The organism is Pseudomonas sp. ITEM 17296, assembly GCF_028895205.1.
GTDB classification, from domain to species: Bacteria; Pseudomonadota; Gammaproteobacteria; order Pseudomonadales; family Pseudomonadaceae; genus Aquipseudomonas; species Aquipseudomonas kermanshahensis.
Genome location: NZ_WJRS01000038.1, coordinates 1 through 15,719, shown reverse-complemented (window position 1 = coordinate 15,719; position 15,719 = coordinate 1). Strand labels below are relative to the sequence as shown.

Annotated in this window: 16 protein-coding genes and 1 riboswitch; of the genes, 8 read left to right on the top strand and 8 right to left on the bottom strand. The window is 63.1% G+C overall.

What is annotated here, in order from left to right; translation table 11 throughout:
• Positions 1 to 59 precede the first annotated feature (59 nt).
• The 5 genes from nikE to nikA are packed head-to-tail and all read right to left on the bottom strand — an operon-like array spanning position 60 to position 4,995.
• Positions 60 to 917 (bottom strand): nickel import ATP-binding protein NikE, encoded by an 858-nt coding sequence (gene nikE, locus GIB19_RS26080; protein WP_238216905.1) that lies wholly within the window; start codon positions 915 to 917, stop codon positions 60 to 62.
• The gene (gene nikD, locus GIB19_RS26075) at positions 914 to 1,684 is read right to left on the bottom strand and encodes a nickel import ATP-binding protein NikD (RefSeq protein ID WP_274888574.1); all 771 of its coding nucleotides are present in this window, start codon (positions 1,682 to 1,684) and stop codon (positions 914 to 916) included. Before nikD ends, nikE begins: the two co-directional genes overlap by 4 nt.
• On the bottom strand, positions 1,685 to 2,530 hold the full coding sequence (nikC, locus tag GIB19_RS26070) for a nickel ABC transporter permease subunit NikC (RefSeq protein WP_274888573.1): 846 nt from the start codon (positions 2,528 to 2,530) through the stop codon (positions 1,685 to 1,687).
• Positions 2,527 to 3,468 carry a nickel ABC transporter permease subunit NikB gene (gene nikB / locus GIB19_RS26065; protein WP_274888571.1) on the bottom strand — a complete coding sequence of 314 codons (942 nt, stop codon included), beginning with the start codon at positions 3,466 to 3,468 and terminating at the stop codon, positions 2,527 to 2,529. Before nikB ends, nikC begins: the two co-directional genes overlap by 4 nt.
• A 21-nt stretch (positions 3,469 to 3,489) precedes the next feature.
• Positions 3,490 to 4,995 carry a nickel ABC transporter substrate-binding protein gene (gene nikA, locus GIB19_RS26060; RefSeq protein WP_274888570.1) on the bottom strand — a complete coding sequence of 502 codons (1,506 nt, stop codon included), beginning with the start codon at positions 4,993 to 4,995 and terminating at the stop codon, positions 3,490 to 3,492.
• A 267-nt stretch (positions 4,996 to 5,262) separates the two neighbouring features.
• Positions 5,263 to 5,469, top strand: a riboswitch (cobalamin riboswitch).
• Between the two features lie 109 nt (positions 5,470 to 5,578).
• Between nikA and GIB19_RS26055 the strand changes: the two genes are divergently transcribed.
• The 4 genes from GIB19_RS26055 to GIB19_RS26040 are packed head-to-tail and all read left to right on the top strand — an operon-like array spanning position 5,579 to position 10,530.
• The gene (locus tag GIB19_RS26055; RefSeq protein ID WP_027596263.1) at positions 5,579 to 7,717 is read left to right on the top strand and encodes a TonB-dependent receptor; all 2,139 of its coding nucleotides are present in this window, start codon (positions 5,579 to 5,581) and stop codon (positions 7,715 to 7,717) included.
• A 46-nt stretch (positions 7,718 to 7,763) separates the two neighbouring features.
• The gene (locus GIB19_RS26050) at positions 7,764 to 8,549 is read left to right on the top strand and encodes an ABC transporter ATP-binding protein (RefSeq protein ID WP_274888568.1); all 786 of its coding nucleotides are present in this window, start codon (positions 7,764 to 7,766) and stop codon (positions 8,547 to 8,549) included.
• Complete coding sequence (locus tag GIB19_RS26045) at positions 8,546 to 9,514, top strand: ABC transporter substrate-binding protein (protein ID WP_274888567.1); 969 nt, start codon at positions 8,546 to 8,548, stop codon at positions 9,512 to 9,514. The genes GIB19_RS26050 and GIB19_RS26045 overlap by 4 nt, the downstream gene beginning before the upstream one ends.
• Positions 9,511 to 10,530 carry a FecCD family ABC transporter permease gene (locus GIB19_RS26040; RefSeq protein WP_274888566.1) on the top strand — a complete coding sequence of 340 codons (1,020 nt, stop codon included), beginning with the start codon at positions 9,511 to 9,513 and terminating at the stop codon, positions 10,528 to 10,530. Before GIB19_RS26045 ends, GIB19_RS26040 begins: the two co-directional genes overlap by 4 nt.
• A 20-nt stretch (positions 10,531 to 10,550) precedes the next feature.
• On the opposite strand, the gene GIB19_RS26035 is transcribed toward GIB19_RS26040, so the two are convergent.
• Positions 10,551 to 11,456, bottom strand: coding sequence for an alpha/beta fold hydrolase (locus GIB19_RS26035; protein WP_085273171.1), 906 nt, complete (start codon positions 11,454 to 11,456; stop codon positions 10,551 to 10,553).
• A 214-nt stretch (positions 11,457 to 11,670) separates the two neighbouring features.
• Between GIB19_RS26035 and GIB19_RS26030 the strand changes: the two genes are divergently transcribed.
• Positions 11,671 to 11,904 carry a hypothetical protein gene (locus GIB19_RS26030; RefSeq protein WP_099429733.1) on the top strand — a complete coding sequence of 78 codons (234 nt, stop codon included), beginning with the start codon at positions 11,671 to 11,673 and terminating at the stop codon, positions 11,902 to 11,904.
• 86 nt (positions 11,905 to 11,990) lie between these two features.
• Here GIB19_RS26030 and GIB19_RS26025 read toward each other — a convergent pair whose 3' ends face one another.
• On the bottom strand, positions 11,991 to 12,710 hold the full coding sequence (locus GIB19_RS26025; protein ID WP_099429732.1) for a tellurite resistance TerB family protein: 720 nt from the start codon (positions 12,708 to 12,710) through the stop codon (positions 11,991 to 11,993).
• 168 nt (positions 12,711 to 12,878) lie between these two features.
• On the opposite strand from GIB19_RS26025, the gene GIB19_RS26020 reads away from it, so the two are divergent.
• Together GIB19_RS26020 and GIB19_RS26015 are read left to right on the top strand one after the other, a co-directional pair.
• On the top strand, positions 12,879 to 13,472 hold the full coding sequence (locus GIB19_RS26020; protein WP_099429731.1) for a hypothetical protein: 594 nt from the start codon (positions 12,879 to 12,881) through the stop codon (positions 13,470 to 13,472).
• A 13-nt stretch (positions 13,473 to 13,485) separates the two neighbouring features.
• Positions 13,486 to 13,770: a hypothetical protein gene (locus GIB19_RS26015; protein WP_099429730.1), complete on the top strand. Its 285-nt coding sequence runs from the start codon at positions 13,486 to 13,488 to the stop codon at positions 13,768 to 13,770.
• Between the two features lie 40 nt (positions 13,771 to 13,810).
• Here the strand turns inward: GIB19_RS26015 and GIB19_RS26010 are convergent, their stop codons facing one another.
• Positions 13,811 to 14,308, bottom strand: coding sequence for a hypothetical protein (locus GIB19_RS26010; RefSeq protein WP_274888565.1), 498 nt, complete (start codon positions 14,306 to 14,308; stop codon positions 13,811 to 13,813).
• 203 nt (positions 14,309 to 14,511) lie between these two features.
• Between GIB19_RS26010 and GIB19_RS26005 the strand changes: the two genes are divergently transcribed.
• On the top strand, positions 14,512 to 15,645 hold the full coding sequence (locus GIB19_RS26005; protein ID WP_274888563.1) for an aminotransferase class V-fold PLP-dependent enzyme: 1,134 nt from the start codon (positions 14,512 to 14,514) through the stop codon (positions 15,643 to 15,645).
• The last annotated feature ends 74 nt before the right edge of the window (positions 15,646 to 15,719 follow it).

Sequence of the window (15,719 nt, the reverse complement as noted above, 5' to 3'; positions counted from 1 at the left end):
CCACGGCGTCGGGCTCTGGGGCTGGCGCAGGCAGGCAGCTTTGCTAGCCACCGGCTGGGTCAGACACTCAGTCTAGTCGTCGCCCGAACTGCCGCAGGTGACAAGGCCGCCGGCGACCCTGCCTCAGGCTCGCGCATTGTTGGCCGCACCGGCAGTACTGCGGCCTGTAGCTGCTTGCCAACGGCGTGATCGAACGAAAGCCTACCGTCTATCTGACGCTCCTCGATGATACGCCCGGCGTCCAACACGACCACCCGCTGGCAGAAGTAGCGCACCAGGCTCAGGTCATGGGTGATCAGCAAGAACGCGGTGCCGTGCTCGCGTCGAAGTGCATCCAGGCGCTGCAGCAGCTGCAGTTGCAACACCCGGTCCAGGTTTGACAAGGCCTCGTCCAATATCACCAGTTTGGGTGAGATGGCCAGCGCGCGGGCAATATTGGCGCGCTGCAGCTGGCCGCCACTGAGTTGGTGCGGCAGGCGCTCGGCATGCTCGCTGCGCAGGCCCATGTGCTCTAGTAGCTCCACGGTACGGGCGTTGCGTGCAGCTTCGTCCAGCTCGCTCAGGTGACGCAACGGCTCGGCAATGCTCCAGCCGATGCTGCGTTGCGGGTTGAACGCGCTGGGCGCGTCCTGGAGTACCAACTGAACGGCGCGCAAGAAAGCACGGGCCTCACCGCCGCGCAGTCGGCTGACCTCTTGGCCGGCAAATGTCACCTGGCCACACGCGGGTTTCTCCAGGCCGAGCAGTAACCGAGCAAGCGTGCTCTTGCCGCTGCCGCTGCTGCCGAGCAGGCCAAGCGACTCACCGGGCTGCAACTCAAGCTCAATGCCGTCGAGCACCTGCAGCCAGCCGCGTCTGCTCAGTAGCCCTCCGGAACGGTAGCCATGCCCGAGTTGGTTAACGTGCAGCAGGCTCATGGCTGGCTCCCGTTCAGTAGCTGATGGGCTTCAAGCAGGGTGCGGGCGGTGGCGCTGGCCGGCTGATCGAACAGGCCATGCACTGTTTGCCGCTCGACGACGCGCCCTGCTTCCATCACCGCGACATGGTCGGCGCAGCGGGCAACCACCCCCATGTCATGGGTCACCAACAGCACGCCAAGCCTGTGCTGCTGCACCAGCTTCATGAGCAGGTCGAGAAAGCGCGCCTGGCTCACGGCGTCGAGGTCGCTGGTGGGCTCGTCCGCCAGCAGAAAGGGGCTTTCGGCCATGAGCGCAAGGGCGATCATCATGCGCTGCAACATGCCACCGCTAAGCTGGAACGCGAACGACTGCAAGACCCGACTGCGGTCATCCAACCCCACGGCCTCCAGGCATTCATCCATCCGCGTACGTGCAGCGCTGCCGACGACCCCCCGCAGTTTCAGGGTTTCCTGGGCATGGCTAACCATGTTGCGCACAGGGTTGAATGCACTGCGTGGGTTCTGCAGGATCAGGCTGGCAAGCTGCCCACGCACCTGATCGGCCGCCAATGGCTTGCCATCGTGCAGCAACTGGCCGCGTGTACGGCGCAGGCCTGGCGGCAGCAGGTCAAGCAAACCCAGACAACTGAGCGATTTGCCCGATCCGCTGTGACCGACCAGGGCACAGACTTCACCTCGGCGCAGCTGCAGGTCGACGTCGTCCACCAACACGCCAGCACGCCCTTCGATACACAGGCCTTTGAGCTGTAACGTCGACACGGGCATTCAATGAGCCTCCTGGGATGGGTCCAGGCGATCACGTAACGCATCGCCCAGCAGGTTGAACGCCATTACCGAGAAGAAGATCATCAGCCCAGGCAACAGCAGCAGTTGCGGCTGGGTCCAGATGAACTCCTTGGCATCGTTGATCATCACCCCCCATTCGGCACTGGGCGGGGTGACGCCAAGGCCGAGGAAGGACAGCCCCGAGACTTGCAGCATCATGTGCCCGATGTCCATCGTGGCCAGCACCAGCAAGGGGCCGGCAATGTTCGGCAGCACATGCTGGCGCAGCCGTGCCCAACGTGAAGCACCGGCCAGGCGTGATGCCATCACGTATTCGCGGCCGCGTTGGGCGATGACCATGCCGCGCACCATGCGTGCATACCATGCCCAGTGCGACAGGGCGATGGCAATGATCACGTTGCTCAGGCCAGTACCCAGCAGGGTGACGAAGAAGAACGCCAGCACCAGCGTGGGGAAGGTCATGAACATGTCGCACAGGCGCATCAGCAGCAGGTCGACCTTGCCACCGACAAAACCGGACACCCCGCCCACCAGCAGGCCCAGAAACAGCACCAGCGCCAGTGTCAGCACTACGCTGCCCAGCGACAGCCGTGTGCCGACGATCAACCGGGACAGCACGTCGCGCCCAAGGTGGTCGGTGCCCAGCCAGTGGCTGCTGTCCGGTGGCAGCAGGCGTCGGCCGAGGTCGACCAGGTCCGGGTCGTGCGGGGCAAGCCATTGGCCAAACACGGCCAACATGCAGAGCACGCTGACCAGTACCAGCCCTGCAATCAGGTTGGCCTGGCCGGCCAGCGTAGCGCGACGGAAGATGGCCAGTACACTCATGCGTCGACCCCTTCAAGACGGCTGCGAGGGTCGAGCCAGGCATAACAGACATCCACCACCAGGTTGCAGACCATCAGCAGGCCTGTCAGCAGCAAGGTGAAGCACTGCATGACCGGAAAGTCGCGGTTGAGCACCGCCGACACCGCGAAGCGGCCTACGCCCGGCCAGGCGAAGATGGTCTCGATTACCAGTGCCCCGCCGATCAATTCCCCAATGTGCATACCGGTGGCCGTGACGAAGGGTAGCCAGGCGTTGCGCAGCACGTGGTCACGCCATACCCGGCGCTCGGGCAGCCCGCGGGCACGGGCGTAGGTGACATAACGCTGGCCGCTGGCCTCCAGCAGGCTTGCCCGCAACAGGCGGGCGTTGATCGACATCGACATCAGGGCAATCGCCAGTACCGGCATCACCAGATGCCCGGCACTGCCGCGGCCCAGTGGCGGTAACCAGCCCAGCCAAAGGGAGAACAGCGCAATCAGCAGAAACGCCAACCAGAAGTTGGGCATCGAGACACCCAGGAACGTCACCGCGCGGACGGCGTGATCGGGCCAGCGCCCTTGCCAGCGCGCAGCAACCAGGCCCAGCGGAATCGACAGCAGCAGGGTGCAGGCCAGGGCCAGGCCGCCCAGTTGCAAGGTGGCGGGCAGGTAGTAAAGGAGGTCGTCGAGCACCGGCCGCCCAGTGAGGTATGAAATACCGAAGTCCAGCTGCACGGCCTTCGCGAGCCAGGTCAGGTACTGCTCAAGCAACGGCCGGTCGAGGCCCAAGGTATGGCGGACTTCGGCAATGGCCGCGTCAGTCGGCGGGATGTGCGACAGGCGAAGGTAGTCCAGGGCCGGGTCGGTGCTGCCCAGGTGCAGCAGCACGAAGACCAGCAGTGAAACACCGAGCATTACCGGTACCAGCAGTGCCAGCCGCAACAGGATATAGCGCAGCATGTCAGTCTCCCTGCTTCGGTGTCATGGCTTCGAACGGCACGTCGAACAGCGTGCTGCCGAATTGCACATGGGCAACGGAGTCGCGGCGAACGCTGATGGCGGTAAGGTAGGAAATCGGCAGGTACACGGCTTGCTCATGCAAGGTGGTGAGGATGAACCGGTACTGTTCGGCGCGTTGCTGCGCGTCGGTACTTGCCAGTACCTGGCCAATGCGTTGGTCCAGTTCGTTTTGATCGCCAAACCACGCTGCGCCATGTAGTCGGCATGGCCGGCATAGCGCATGGAGCTGACAAAGGAGTGCGGGTCGTAGGGCGCTCCCCAGGTGTCGGCGAAGATCATGCCGAAGTCGCCATCGCGCTGGCGCCGGACCAGCCCACCTTCTTCGACCGCACGCAGCTCGATGCGCATGCCGACGTTAGCCAGCTCGCCTTGCAGCACTTCGGCCAGGCTCTTCTGCAGTGCGCTGGTGCCGAGGAACACCAGTTCGATCGACAGCGGTTCACCGGCCTTGCTACGTACCGTTGTGCCTGCCGTCAGGGTCCAGCCGGCAGCGTCAAGTTCGCGGGCGGCTTGGGCAGGGTCGTAGGCGTAGGGTTTCAGGCCGATGTCGGCATAGGGCATGTTGCTGGCGAACAGGGTATCGGCACGGGGCTCGAGGCCATACAGAATCTTGTCGATGATGGCCTGCTTGTTCACCGCTTGGTTGATCGCTTGACGCACGGCCAGGTCACGGGTGGCGCCATGCCCGGTGTTCATCGCCAGGGTGCGGGTAGCCAGCGGTGCCGAGAGGGCGGTGGCGAAGCCTTGGTCGCGCAGGCGCATGAACGTGCCGGCGGTAATCTCGCCGGCGGCCCCTTGAATCAGCTCGAGCTCGCCGGCCTGCAGGGCCAGCGCGCGGCTGTTGGGATCAGGGATGACGTTTACCCGCACCTCGCCATAGGCCGGCTTTGCGCCCCAGTAAAAGGGGTTGCGGGCAAAGCGGTCATACTCGCCCAAGCGCGATTCGACGCGCATCCATGGGCCGGTGCCGGCGGGTTCGCCAGGTTTGGCCTGTGGGGCGCCGAAGCGCAGCGGGCGCACTTGGGCCAGTTCCATCAACGTTGGGTAATACGGGTGCTTGAGCACCAGGCGCAAGGTCAGCCGGTCAGGGGCCTCGATGTGGTCGAGGGTGGTGACCAGCTCCATCCAGCGATGGCGTTGGCTGTTGGCCAGGACGGCATCCAGGTTGGCCTTGGCAGCTGCAGCGTCGAATGGCGTGCCGTCACTGAAGCGCACGCCATCTCGCAAGTTGAAGGTGTAGGTCTTGCCATCGTCGGAGACTTGCCAAGCCTGTGCCAACCAAGGCTCTACAGTGCCCGCCGAGGTGTAACGCACCAGCGGTTCATACACCATGGCCTGGGCGTACATCTGATTGGGCGAGTAGCCGCGTGGGTCGAGCGGGCCTGCGTTAACGGGCCAGGAATACACCAGCGTCGGGCTTTGTTGGGGTGTGCTGTCTGCGTGTGCGCAGAGGCTCGCGGCGACCATGAGAATGCCCCAGAGGGCGGGCTTTCGTTTAGCTGACTGCTGCTTCACACGGGGTCCCCACTTCGACGGAGGCGTAAGGCTAAAGAGTGGTGGGAATGATGTCCATGCAAAAACTTCTTACTGAACGTTACAAAATGCCGCGCCACAAAAGGCAATAGAAAGCCCTGGCGATGATTGAACCGTGACGCGTTCGCCCAGGGCCTGAAGTGGCGAGCTCAGGCGGCCTGTTTGCCACAAGCCGGTTGACGCAGCGGGCTTTTGATGGTCATCTGCGCGCCTGTTTCAGGTGCCCCCTGCCGCCGTGCATGGGGTGAAACGGGAAGCCGGTTCGTCATCGTTCGATGATCAGTCCGGCGCTGCCCCCGCAACGGTATGCGAGCGAAGCATTCAAGACACCACTGTGCCCTGGCATGGGAAGGTGAAGGCTTCATGACCCTCGCGAGCCCGGAGACCGGCCTGAAGCATCGTTTGGCAAACCCGCGGTGGGCGGGCGCAGGCCGGTTTCCGTGGGCGTGCTCGCCCGCGATTCCTCTTTGCGTTGTTCCCTCCGGGATTCTTTCATTCCTGCTTCAAGTGGAACGACATGTCCCGTTATTCGCTGTTCAATTCTCTGCCAGGTACGCTGCTGCACGCCAGCCTGGTGCCCTGTGTTTTTCTCTCTGTTGCCGCCCACGCCGCCGAGGCGGACAACGCCCTGGCGCTACCGGCCACGGACATTACCGGCACGGCCGAGCACAACCCTCAGCCCGACCTGCATACCCCAGGCACCAGTGGCTCGAGGCTTGGCCTGACGCCGCTGGAAACCCCAGCCAGCGTGACCAGTATCAGTGCCGAGCAAATCCTCACGCGTAACAACGCCACGGTGCAGGACGCGGTCACCCGTTCGCCCGGCATCACCTTCATCGGTACCCCCGGTAACGGCGGCACGGCCTTGTCGGCCCGCGGCTTCACCGGGCACAGCTCGACCATGCAGTTGTACGACGGTACCCGGCTGTACGTGGGCGCCGGCACCGTGACCTTCCCGGTCGATACCTGGTCGGTCGAGCGCATCGATGTGCTGCGCGGCCCGGCCTCGGTGCTGTACGGAGAGGGCGCTACCGGTGCGGTGGTCAACGTCGTGCCGAAGAAGCCCTTTGAAGGCGAAATCCGCAATCACCTGCGCCTGGGCTACGGCTCGGATGACCGTCGGCAGATGGCCCTGGACAGCGGCGGCTCGCTGACCGACACCTTGAGCTACCGCCTGAACCTCAACAAGCTGGCCAGCAACGGCTGGGTCGACCGGGGCGATTCGCAGAGCCTCGCCATCAGCGGCGCGCTGCGCTGGCAGCCCAGCGATGAACTGAGCTTCACCCTCAGCCACGACTACGGTGACCAAGACCCGCAGCAGTACATGGGGACGCCGTTGGTGGACGGGCATTACCGCGAGTCGCTGCGCGATCACAACTACAACGTCGACAACGCCGAAGTGCATTACAACGACCAGTCCACACGGCTAGTCACCGACTGGGTAATCAACGACAACCTCACCGCCAGCAACCAACTGTACTTCCTCAAGGCCCAGCGCCGCTGGCGCAACGCCGAGACCTACACCTGGCTGCCAGGCGACCAGGTGCGGCGCAGCAGCTTCATCAGCATCAAGCAGACCCAGGAACAGCTCGGCGATCGCCAGTCGTTCACCCTGCAACACCCACTGTTCGGCCTGGACAGCCAGACCGTGGTGGGCGCCGACTACAACACGATCCGTTTCGTGCGCAAGCACGACTTCGGCAACACCCTGACCGATACCGTGCCGCTGTCCGGTTCCGGTGGGGGCGAGTACATCAGCAACGACCCTTACCGCTCGCGCGAAGCCAACCAGGCCAAGCAATTCTCGCTGTTCGCCGAAAACCGCACGCAACTCACCGAGCGCCTGTCGTTGATCACCGGTGCACGCCGCGATCAGGTGCACCTGAACCGCGACGACCTGGATGCCGATACCCGCACCGATCGCAGCTTGTCTGGCGACAACTGGCGCGCCGGCCTGGTGTTCGCGCTGACCGAGGACCTGTCGGTTTATGGCCAGTACGCTACCAGTACCGAAGGTGTGAGCAACCTGCTCACCCTCAACGCCGCGCAGCAGCAATGGGACCTGAGCACCGCCAAACAGACCGAAGCCGGCATCAAGCACAGGCTGCCTGACGGGCGAGGCGAGTGGACCCTGGCGGCGTATCACATCGTCAAGAAAAAGCTGCTGAGCACCGACCCGCTCAACCCCACGCTGCAACAGCAGGTCGGCCAACAGTCGTCGGACGGCATCGAGGCCACCCTCGAACTGCGCCTGCCGTATGACGTGCAACTGTCTGCCAACGCCGCCTGGGTGCGCGCGGAGTATGACGAGTTTGCCAGTGGCGCCAACGACTACGCCGGCAACCAGCCGATCAACGTGCCGCGCCGCTCCGCCAACCTGTGGTTGAGCAAAGACTTCGGCCAACGCTTCAGTGCCGGCGCCGGGGCGCGCTATGTCGACAGCCGCTACGCCGACAACGCCAATACCGTCGAGGTGCCCAGCTACACCGTGGTTGACGCCAACATCGACTGGCACGTGCAACCGGACCTGACCCTGGGCCTGCAGTTGAACAACCTGTTCGACCGCCAGTACGCCACCACCACGGGTAACAACGGCCGGCAGTGGTACCTGGGCGAACCGCGTTCGTTCTTCGTCACGGCTGACTACAGCTTCTGAGCCTGTCGCACCGGCCCCTGGCCGGTGCTTCCTGGAGGTGATGCCCATGACGCAACTGCACATCGAGGCCCTGGACTGGGCCCTGCTTGAACGGGGACAGCCGCCGCGCCCGCTGCTGCAGGGTGTGGACCTGCGGGTGGAGCAGGGCGAGTTCGTCGGCTTGATCGGCCCCAATGGCAGCGGCAAGACCAGCCTGCTGCGGTGCGCCTACCGCGCCAACGAACCTGCCGAGGGCCGTGTGCGCCTTGGCGGTGATGACCTTTGGCAACGCAGCGCACGCTGGAGCGCACAACGCATCGCGGTGGTGCTGCAGGAGTTTCCCGATGCGTTTGGCTTGAGCGTTGGCGACATCGTTGCGATGGGGCGCGCACCGCACAAGGGCTTGTTCGACGGCGACACGGCCGAGGACGCCCGGCAAGTGGCCCAGGCACTGGCGCAAGTTGGCCTTGCCGGCCAGGGCGAACGGGCCTTTGCCAGCCTGTCTGGCGGCGAGAAGCAGCGCGTGCTGCTGGCCCGGGCGCTGGTGCAGACGCCACAGCTGCTGCTACTCGACGAGCCAACCAACCACCTCGACCCACGCTACCAGCTGGAGCTGCTTCAGCACCTGCGTGGCCTGGGCCTGAGCATTTTGGCCAGCTTCCACGACCTCAACCTGGCGGCTGCGTTTTGCGATCGGCTGTACGTCATCGATGGCGGGCGCATCGTCGCCTGCGGTACGCCACAGCAGGTGCTGACCCCCGCGCTGCTGCTGCAGGTTTTCGGCGTCGAGGCGCTGGTCGACCCGCATCCTCTGCATCCCTACCCACGCATTACCTGGATCACCCGAACATGACTGTCCGCTACCTGATCGGCCTGTTGGCGTTGCTGACCGCGCTGCCTGCGATGGCCAGCGATTACCCCCTGAGCGTGCGCAGCTGTGACCGCGACGTAACGTTCACCCAGCCACCGCAGCGGGTCGTGGTGCACGACGTGAACATGACCGCCATGTTGCTGCACCTGGGGCTGCGCGAGCACATCATCGGCTACACCGGCTTCACTGCCAGCAAACACCGCGACCCGTGGGTGGATGCAGCGCTGCAGGGCGTACCACCGCTGGCCAGCCGTTACCCTGCCATCGAAACCTTGCTGGCGGCTGAAACCGACCTGTTCTTTGCCGGCTGGAACTACGGCATGCAGGTCGGTGGGCCAGTCACGCCCAGCACCCTCGCGCCGTTCGGTATCCCGGTGTACGAGCTGAGCGAGTCGTGTTCGTGGGTCATGGCCCAGCAACGGGCTAGCCTGGATGACGTTTATCGCGACCTGGGCAATCTAGGCCGGATCTTTTCCGTCCAGCCCCAGGCCGACGCCTTGATCGCAAGCATGCGCACGCGCATCGGTGACGTGCAGCGCCGGCTTGAACACGTGCAGGCTGCGCCCCGTGTGTTTCTGTACGACAGTGGCGAAGACCGCCCGACCACCTCGGGAAGGCTGGGCGTACCCCAGGCCCTGATCGAGGCGGCAGGCGGTCGCAATGTGATGGACGACGTGTCTGCCAGCTGGACCCAGGTGAACTGGGAGAGTGTGGTGGAGCGCGACCCGCAGGTCATTCTGATCGTCGACTATGGCCCGAGCAGTTGGCAGCAGAAGCGCGATTTCTTGCTGCGCCAGCCGGCGTTGAAAGACGTGCAGGCGATTCGTGAGCAGCGCTTCATTGTGCTGACTTACCTGGAGGTAACGCCCGCTGTCGAGAACGCCTTGGCCATCGAGAAGCTGGCTGCTGCCCTGCATCCACAGCTGTTCCAAGGTGCCGTTCAATGAGGGTCGGGCACAGCCCTGTGGCCTACCGGTGGTTGATCGTGATGCTGAGCGCACTGTTGCTGGTGTCGTGCCTGATCGCCCTGGCATTCGGCCCCGCATCGGTACCGCTGGCCCACGTGGCCGGGATTGTAGGCCAGCAACTGGGCATCGACATGCCAGGGGAGTGGGCCCAGAGCCAGGCGCAGATCGTCTGGCTGATTCGCGCCCCCCGGGTTTTACTGGGGGCCTTGGTGGGTGCCGGCTTGGCACTGGTCGGCACGGCGCTGCAGGCCGTGACCCGTAACCCCCTGGCAGACCCGCACCTGCTGGGCGTCAGCTCCGGCGCGGCGTTGGGGGCGGTGCTGGTGATGCTCTACCTCGGCGAATTCATCGGCGCCTTCAGCCTGCCGTTGGCGGCGTTCATGGGCGCGGCGGCGAGCATGCTGCTGGTGATCGCCGTGGCGCGGCGCCATGGCCGCATGGAAAGCGACCGCCTGCTGCTGGCGGGCGTCGCCGTGTCGTTCGTGTTGATGGCCGTGGTCAACCTGCTGCTGTACACGGGCGACCAGCACGCCGCCGCCTCGGTGGTGTTCTGGATGCTGGGAGGCTTGGGGGCGGCGCGTTGGCATGTCCTCTGGTTGCCGGCGCTTTGCGTGGTGCTGGGGCTGGTGGCCTTGCAGGTCATGGGGCGCGGGCTGAATGCGCTGATGAGCGGTGAGCAGACCGCAGTGAGCCTGGGCTTCAGCGGCCGACGCCTGCGCCTGCAGGTGTTCACCTGCACCTCGTTGCTGACCGGTGTGCTGGTGTCGCTCTCCGGTGCCATCGGCTTTGTCGGCTTGATGGTACCGCACATGGCGCGGGCGCTGGTGGGGGCGGAAAACCGCCGGCTGATGCCGGTGAGTGCACTGCTGGGGGGGATTTTCCTGGTCTGGGTAGACGTGGCTGCACGCACCCTGATCGCCCCGCAAGACCTGCCGATCGGCATTGCCACCGCAGCGCTTGGCGGGCTGTTTTTCATTGCCCTGCTCAAGCGCTGAACGGCGGTGGCAGGCGCCCGCTAGGGCTGCAGGAAATCGGTGACCACGTTGGCGAACGCTTCTGGCTGGTCGAGCATGACGAAGTGGAAGCTGTCGTCAATGCGCGTGAAGTTGATGTGCGGGGTATTGGCATAGGCGTTGCGGAAGGTCGCCTCGACATTGGCCGCGGGGATGCCGTACACCGGGTCATAGGCATAGACGACCTCGACCGGCACCTGGATGCGATCAAGCTCCGGGCGCAGGTCGGTGGTCATCAGTTCGTAAGTGGCTTGGGCCGTGGTCTGCCGATCCGAGCTTGTCGCCGCCGCAAGCAGCACAGGCCGGGCTGCTTCGCTTTTTACCAAGCGGGCAATGGATACACGCTGCAGGGCTTCAGCCTGCTCAGGCGTTGACGCCAGCAGCGAATCGCGGAATGCAGCCGCCTGCGGTTCGGCTGTCTCGCGGGTTGCGAAAGGGTTCATGAGCAGTGTGTAGAAGGGCAGGGCATCGACGACCATCAAGCGCGCGACCTGATCGGGGTGACGCGCGCCGAGCATCAGCGCCACCTCGCCACCCAACGAGTGACCAATGATGACCGGGGCCTTGAGGTGCTGGGTGCGGATGTAGTCAGCGATGGCCTCGGCCGTTGGCGCCACGACTTCTCCACGCGAGTCGGACACCGCAGGTGCCCCGGCGAAACCTGCGACCTGTACCAGGTGAAGGCGGTGGCTGCGCTGCAAGCGGGTGGCCAGATCACGCCACACCTCGCGGGAAGACGCCAAGCCTGGGATCAAGATCACATCAGGGCCGCTGCCTTCGACCGTTACCGAAATGCGGTCTTTGTTCACCTGTGCCGGCGTCACGGGCGCCGGCTGGGTGGCCGATGCCGGGGCTGACAGCAGTGTGAACGCGGCGCCGAATGCCGCGAGGAGGGTGCGTGTACGCATGACATTTTCCTTTTGTCCTGTTCGCCGTCCGCTACTGCCAACGGGGTAAAACCGCTGGAGGATACCATCCAGCCTGTCTAATTAGCCTGCGGCAGCTATCTAATTCGAAGCGTCTGTACGGTAGCGCACAGACCGCTTGCGCCATTGCGCACAGGCTTTAACGGTCTGCATCCCAGGTGCAGCGGCTGTGAGGTTTCACTCAAGGCGTAAGGATATGGCGGACAAATACGTTGGGAAAAAAGTCGGGGTGGGTACGGATAATGTGGTCTACGTGATCAACATCTATCAGGATGAGACCGTTGAGCGCTCGCCCAATGGAATGATTCGGCATGAAGGTCCGGTGCATTATGAAATGCAATTCGGTGGGGCCGTGCGGCAGATATCGGAATCCGAGTACGAAATCGCTAGCACGGGCGTGAGGGTCAGTGTGCAGGAAGGTGACAGCTAAACAGCACAACCTCACAGGCTGTTTACGCTCGGGGCCATGCCTGCGCGGGCTTCAGGTTGATGAAGCGCGCAGGCATCTCAGCCCGGTCAGGCGGCTCCCTTGGCCTGTTGTTCCAGGTGCACCTGCAAGGTCGGGTCGATTTGCAGAGCGCTGGCCAGTTCATCAAGGTAGGCCCGCTCTGCGGCCTGCTGGTCATCCACCAGCATCACGCTGGCCAGGTACATCTCCGCAGCCATGGCCGGGTCCTGTGCCGACTGTGCCACTTCGGCAGCATCGAGGGGTTTGCTGACTTCGTCATCCAGCCACTGCTGCAGTTGCGGGTCGCTGGTGTGACGTTTGATTTCTGCGTAGATCAACTGTTCTTCTTGCTCGTCGATGCGCCCGTCAGCTTTGGCTGCCGCAATTAGCGCGCGCAATATTGCATGGCTGTGGCCCTCGGCCTCGGGGCCGGACAATTGATCGACAGTACGCATGGCCTGTTGCGGGGCTGCCGCCTGGCTGCGCTGCCAGCTTTGATAGGCCTGGAACGCCATCATGCCCAGCGACGCCAGGGCCGCGTAATTGGTGCCACCCGTGGCGCGCCCCTGGCTAACGCCGCCTGCGCTGCCGCCACCCCGTAACAGGCCGCCCAATAGACCGCCAAGGCCACCGCCGCCACCCGCGGCACTGCCGCCGTTAAGCAAACCACCCAGCAAGCCGCCCAAACCGCCCAGGCCATCTTGCGATGACAGGCCACCGCTGCCTTGTTGCGCTTGCGAGCCTTGCCCGGCCCGGAGTAACTGTTCAAGAAGATCACTGGTGTTCATCGCCCCGCCCTCGGTCGGTAGTCGTTGCCCAGACAAGCAACGATAGCCCCCTCAAGGCGATTCGCCATGACCGTTTGGCCGACGGCTAAGCGTGACATTCTTGAAGCAGCTAGGGAATGCATCCCCGCTCGTGTGGTCTGTACAGGCACTTTGCAAAGGACATGCGCCATGTCGATACGTACTGCACGCTGCTTGCTGCTTCTGCCGTTGTTTGCGGGCTGCCAATATTTACCTCATACCGATTACTTCGTCGCGCCTGAAAACGAGCCGGATCCCGCGTGGGTTCGCGTCGTCAACTTCACGCAGCATGCCACTATTTACCAATACGAAAACGGCGTGCGCTCGGGCGGCGTGATCCGCACCGGGCCGCTGCCGTTCATCAATACACAGGACCAGGGGATGCCCAAAGCCGGGCAGGACTTGACGTTCGACTACTTCGAAACCCGTGTCAGGCCCGGTATCAAAACGCAGGTGGGCATGTTCTGGGAGGGGCCGCGTACGCAATCCTGCATGGTCGTAACTCAGTTCACGCCCCAGGCAGGGCGCTACTATCAGTTCAGGTTGACCTCCGGTTCAGGCGGTACCTGCACGCTGTATCCCACGTTGATTGAGCACGACAAAGACGGCGCCGAGTGGCACCTCGTCCCCAACCCGCAAGTGACGTACCCCCACAGCGGGCCAACGGCCAAAACGACTTACAGTAACAGTCGCTTCGAAGACCCCGACTACCAACCCCCTGCGGGTCTGTACCCGGGCATGTAACGGAGTTGAACGAATGACGGAAAAGCCCGTGTACCTGTTCGCCAAGGTGCGGCAACCCTGTGAATATCGTCCCAACGTAACGGCCATCGTGCTGTTTGGTCTTGAGGTCGAAGGAGGGGAGGACCCGCCGGTTTATCTGGAGATTCGCTTCATCGATTACTGCGCTCAACAGGTTGAAGGCGATCACCTGATGCTGTCATTGGCGCAGGCCCTTGAGTCCGCGCGCGCCGATTACGGGATTTTGCCGGCTGATTGGCGTGCGCTGAGCCAGGAGGAGATTGATCGGATTGATGGGTAGCGGGCGACGCTTGAGCTCGTAAGTGAATCGCACGGCCCTGTTATTCCGGCTGCATTCGCCTGTTCCAGCCAAAAGTGTCGGCACAGGGTGCCAGCCATTGCCGTAGTTCTGGATTGCGCGCCAACGCTTCGGGTTCCAGCAAGCGCGCCCCTATATTGGCATGGCGCAGGAAGGTCACCTCGAGGCACTGCTGCAACTGTTCGACCAGCAAGGGGAAGCCCATCAGGTTGTGCAGGCGGGGCCACTTGATCTGCTTGCGGTAGCGCAGTTGCTGCGACTCGATGCGCAGGTCATCGTTGGGGCGCCACTGGACGTTGAAGAGCTTGTCATGACGCGACAGGTCGACCCACCAGCTGCCGTTGGCCGGGATGTGCAGATCGAGTTTCAGGCTTTCAGGCCGCAACTTCTTGCGTTTGTAAAACCAGTGCTCGGGCGGCTCATTGCTCAGGTCAATGGAGCAGACGCTGTAGGACACCTCAGGGACATTGAACTGGGTAAACCATTCAGCGATTTCGGGGTGGATCGGGTGATCGAACATGGTTGGCCTCGTCCTGAGAGAGCGGTCAGACAGTGCGGTAGCTTAATGGCTTGTTGGGTGGGGTGATAGCAGACAGTCACCACCGCCTGCTGTCGACTAACCGGACGTGAACGACCTCCGTCCGAGCCATGTTCTAACTTCTCAGTTGCCAAGGCTTAGGACTGGGTCCATACCAATGACATCTCTGCCAAAGGAGTCACCGCATGTCAAAGCTATATCCAAGTATTGATCCTGAGGGGCTGGTTGAGTATTCGGTGGTCTACACCGACCGTTCGCTCAATCATATGTCGCAGGCATTTCAAGGCGTGATGAAGAACATTTCCAGCACCCTGAAACAGGTCTATAACGCTCAGGCTGTTGCAGTAGTGCCGGGTAGCGGTACATTCGGCATGGAATCGGTAGCGCGGCAGTTTGCCACCGGCCAGCAGTGCCTGGTGATCCGCAACGGTTGGTTCAGTTATCGCTGGAGCCAGATCCTTGAGATGGGCAACATTCCGGCGGCTACCACGGTGCTGAAAGCCCAACCGATCGACACGGGTCGCCAGCCAGCCTACGCGCCCCCGCCTCTGGACGAAGTGTTAGCGGCGATTGAGGCGCACAAACCGCAGATTGTCTTTGCACCACACGTTGAAACGTCATCCGGGATTATCCTGCCCGACGATTACTTGCGGGCCATTGGCGACGCTGTGCATGCAGTGGGGGGGCTGTTCGTTCTGGACTGCATCGCCTCAGGCACGCTTTGGGTTGATATGGACAAGTGCGCAGTCGACCTGCTGATCAGCGCGCCGCAGAAAGGTTGGAGCGCCTCCCCTTGCTGCGCGCTGGTGATGCTCAGTGCTTTGGCCCTCGAGCGCATCGAGCAGACGCATAGCAGCAGCTTTGCCTGCGACCTGAAAAAGTGGCTTCAGATCATGCAGGCATACGAACAGGGCGGACATGCTTACCACGCGACCATGCCCAGCGATTCTCTCGCGCGATTCAACGACGTGATGAACGAGATGCAAGCCTACGGTTTCGACAAGGTGCGCGGTGAACAACAGGCGTTGGGCGATCGCGTCCGCGCCATGTTGACCGGCAGAGGCATCAAAAGCGTGGCCGCAGCCGGCTTTCAGGCCCCGGGTGTAGTGGTGAGCTACACCGATGATCCCGACATCAAGAACGGTAAGAAATTTGCAGAACACGGCCTACAGATAGCCGCCGGAGTGCCGTTGCAATGTGATGAGCCGGCCGACTTCCAAACCTTTCGTATTGGTCTGTTCGGGCTCGAAAAACTGCACAATATCGAGCGCACGGTCAGCACCCTTGAACGGGCGCTGGACGAAGTGATGGTGAACTGAGCCCTCCTTTTGGCTGCAGCACGGCTACGGCTGTCAGCTAGGGGTCGAAAGGGGTTACTAGCGAGCGGCTGCAA

Bases quoted from the DNA above. Each gene is read 5' to 3' on its own strand.
- nikE (WP_238216905.1), bottom strand. From the start codon at position 917: ATGAGCCTGCTGCACGTTAACCAACTCGGGCATGGCTACCGTTCCGGA.
- nikD (WP_274888574.1), bottom strand. From the start codon at position 1,684: ATGCCCGTGTCGACGTTACAGCTCAAAGGCCTGTGTATCGAAGGGCGT.
- nikC (WP_274888573.1), bottom strand. From the start codon at position 2,530: ATGAGTGTACTGGCCATCTTCCGTCGCGCTACGCTGGCCGGCCAGGCC.
- nikB (WP_274888571.1), bottom strand. From the start codon at position 3,468: ATGCTGCGCTATATCCTGTTGCGGCTGGCACTGCTGGTACCGGTAATG.
- nikA (WP_274888570.1), bottom strand. From the start codon at position 4,995: ATGGTCGCCGCGAGCCTCTGCGCACACGCAGACAGCACACCCCAACAA.
- GIB19_RS26055 (WP_027596263.1), top strand. From the start codon at position 5,579: ATGTCCCGTTATTCGCTGTTCAATTCTCTGCCAGGTACGCTGCTGCAC.
- GIB19_RS26050 (WP_274888568.1), top strand. From the start codon at position 7,764: ATGACGCAACTGCACATCGAGGCCCTGGACTGGGCCCTGCTTGAACGG.
- GIB19_RS26045 (WP_274888567.1), top strand. From the start codon at position 8,546: ATGACTGTCCGCTACCTGATCGGCCTGTTGGCGTTGCTGACCGCGCTG.
- GIB19_RS26040 (WP_274888566.1), top strand. From the start codon at position 9,511: ATGAGGGTCGGGCACAGCCCTGTGGCCTACCGGTGGTTGATCGTGATG.
- GIB19_RS26035 (WP_085273171.1), bottom strand. From the start codon at position 11,456: ATGCGTACACGCACCCTCCTCGCGGCATTCGGCGCCGCGTTCACACTG.
- GIB19_RS26030 (WP_099429733.1), top strand. From the start codon at position 11,671: ATGGCGGACAAATACGTTGGGAAAAAAGTCGGGGTGGGTACGGATAAT.
- GIB19_RS26025 (WP_099429732.1), bottom strand. From the start codon at position 12,710: ATGAACACCAGTGATCTTCTTGAACAGTTACTCCGGGCCGGGCAAGGC.
- GIB19_RS26020 (WP_099429731.1), top strand. From the start codon at position 12,879: ATGTCGATACGTACTGCACGCTGCTTGCTGCTTCTGCCGTTGTTTGCG.
- GIB19_RS26015 (WP_099429730.1), top strand. From the start codon at position 13,486: ATGACGGAAAAGCCCGTGTACCTGTTCGCCAAGGTGCGGCAACCCTGT.
- GIB19_RS26010 (WP_274888565.1), bottom strand. From the start codon at position 14,308: ATGTTCGATCACCCGATCCACCCCGAAATCGCTGAATGGTTTACCCAG.
- GIB19_RS26005 (WP_274888563.1), top strand. From the start codon at position 14,512: ATGTCAAAGCTATATCCAAGTATTGATCCTGAGGGGCTGGTTGAGTAT.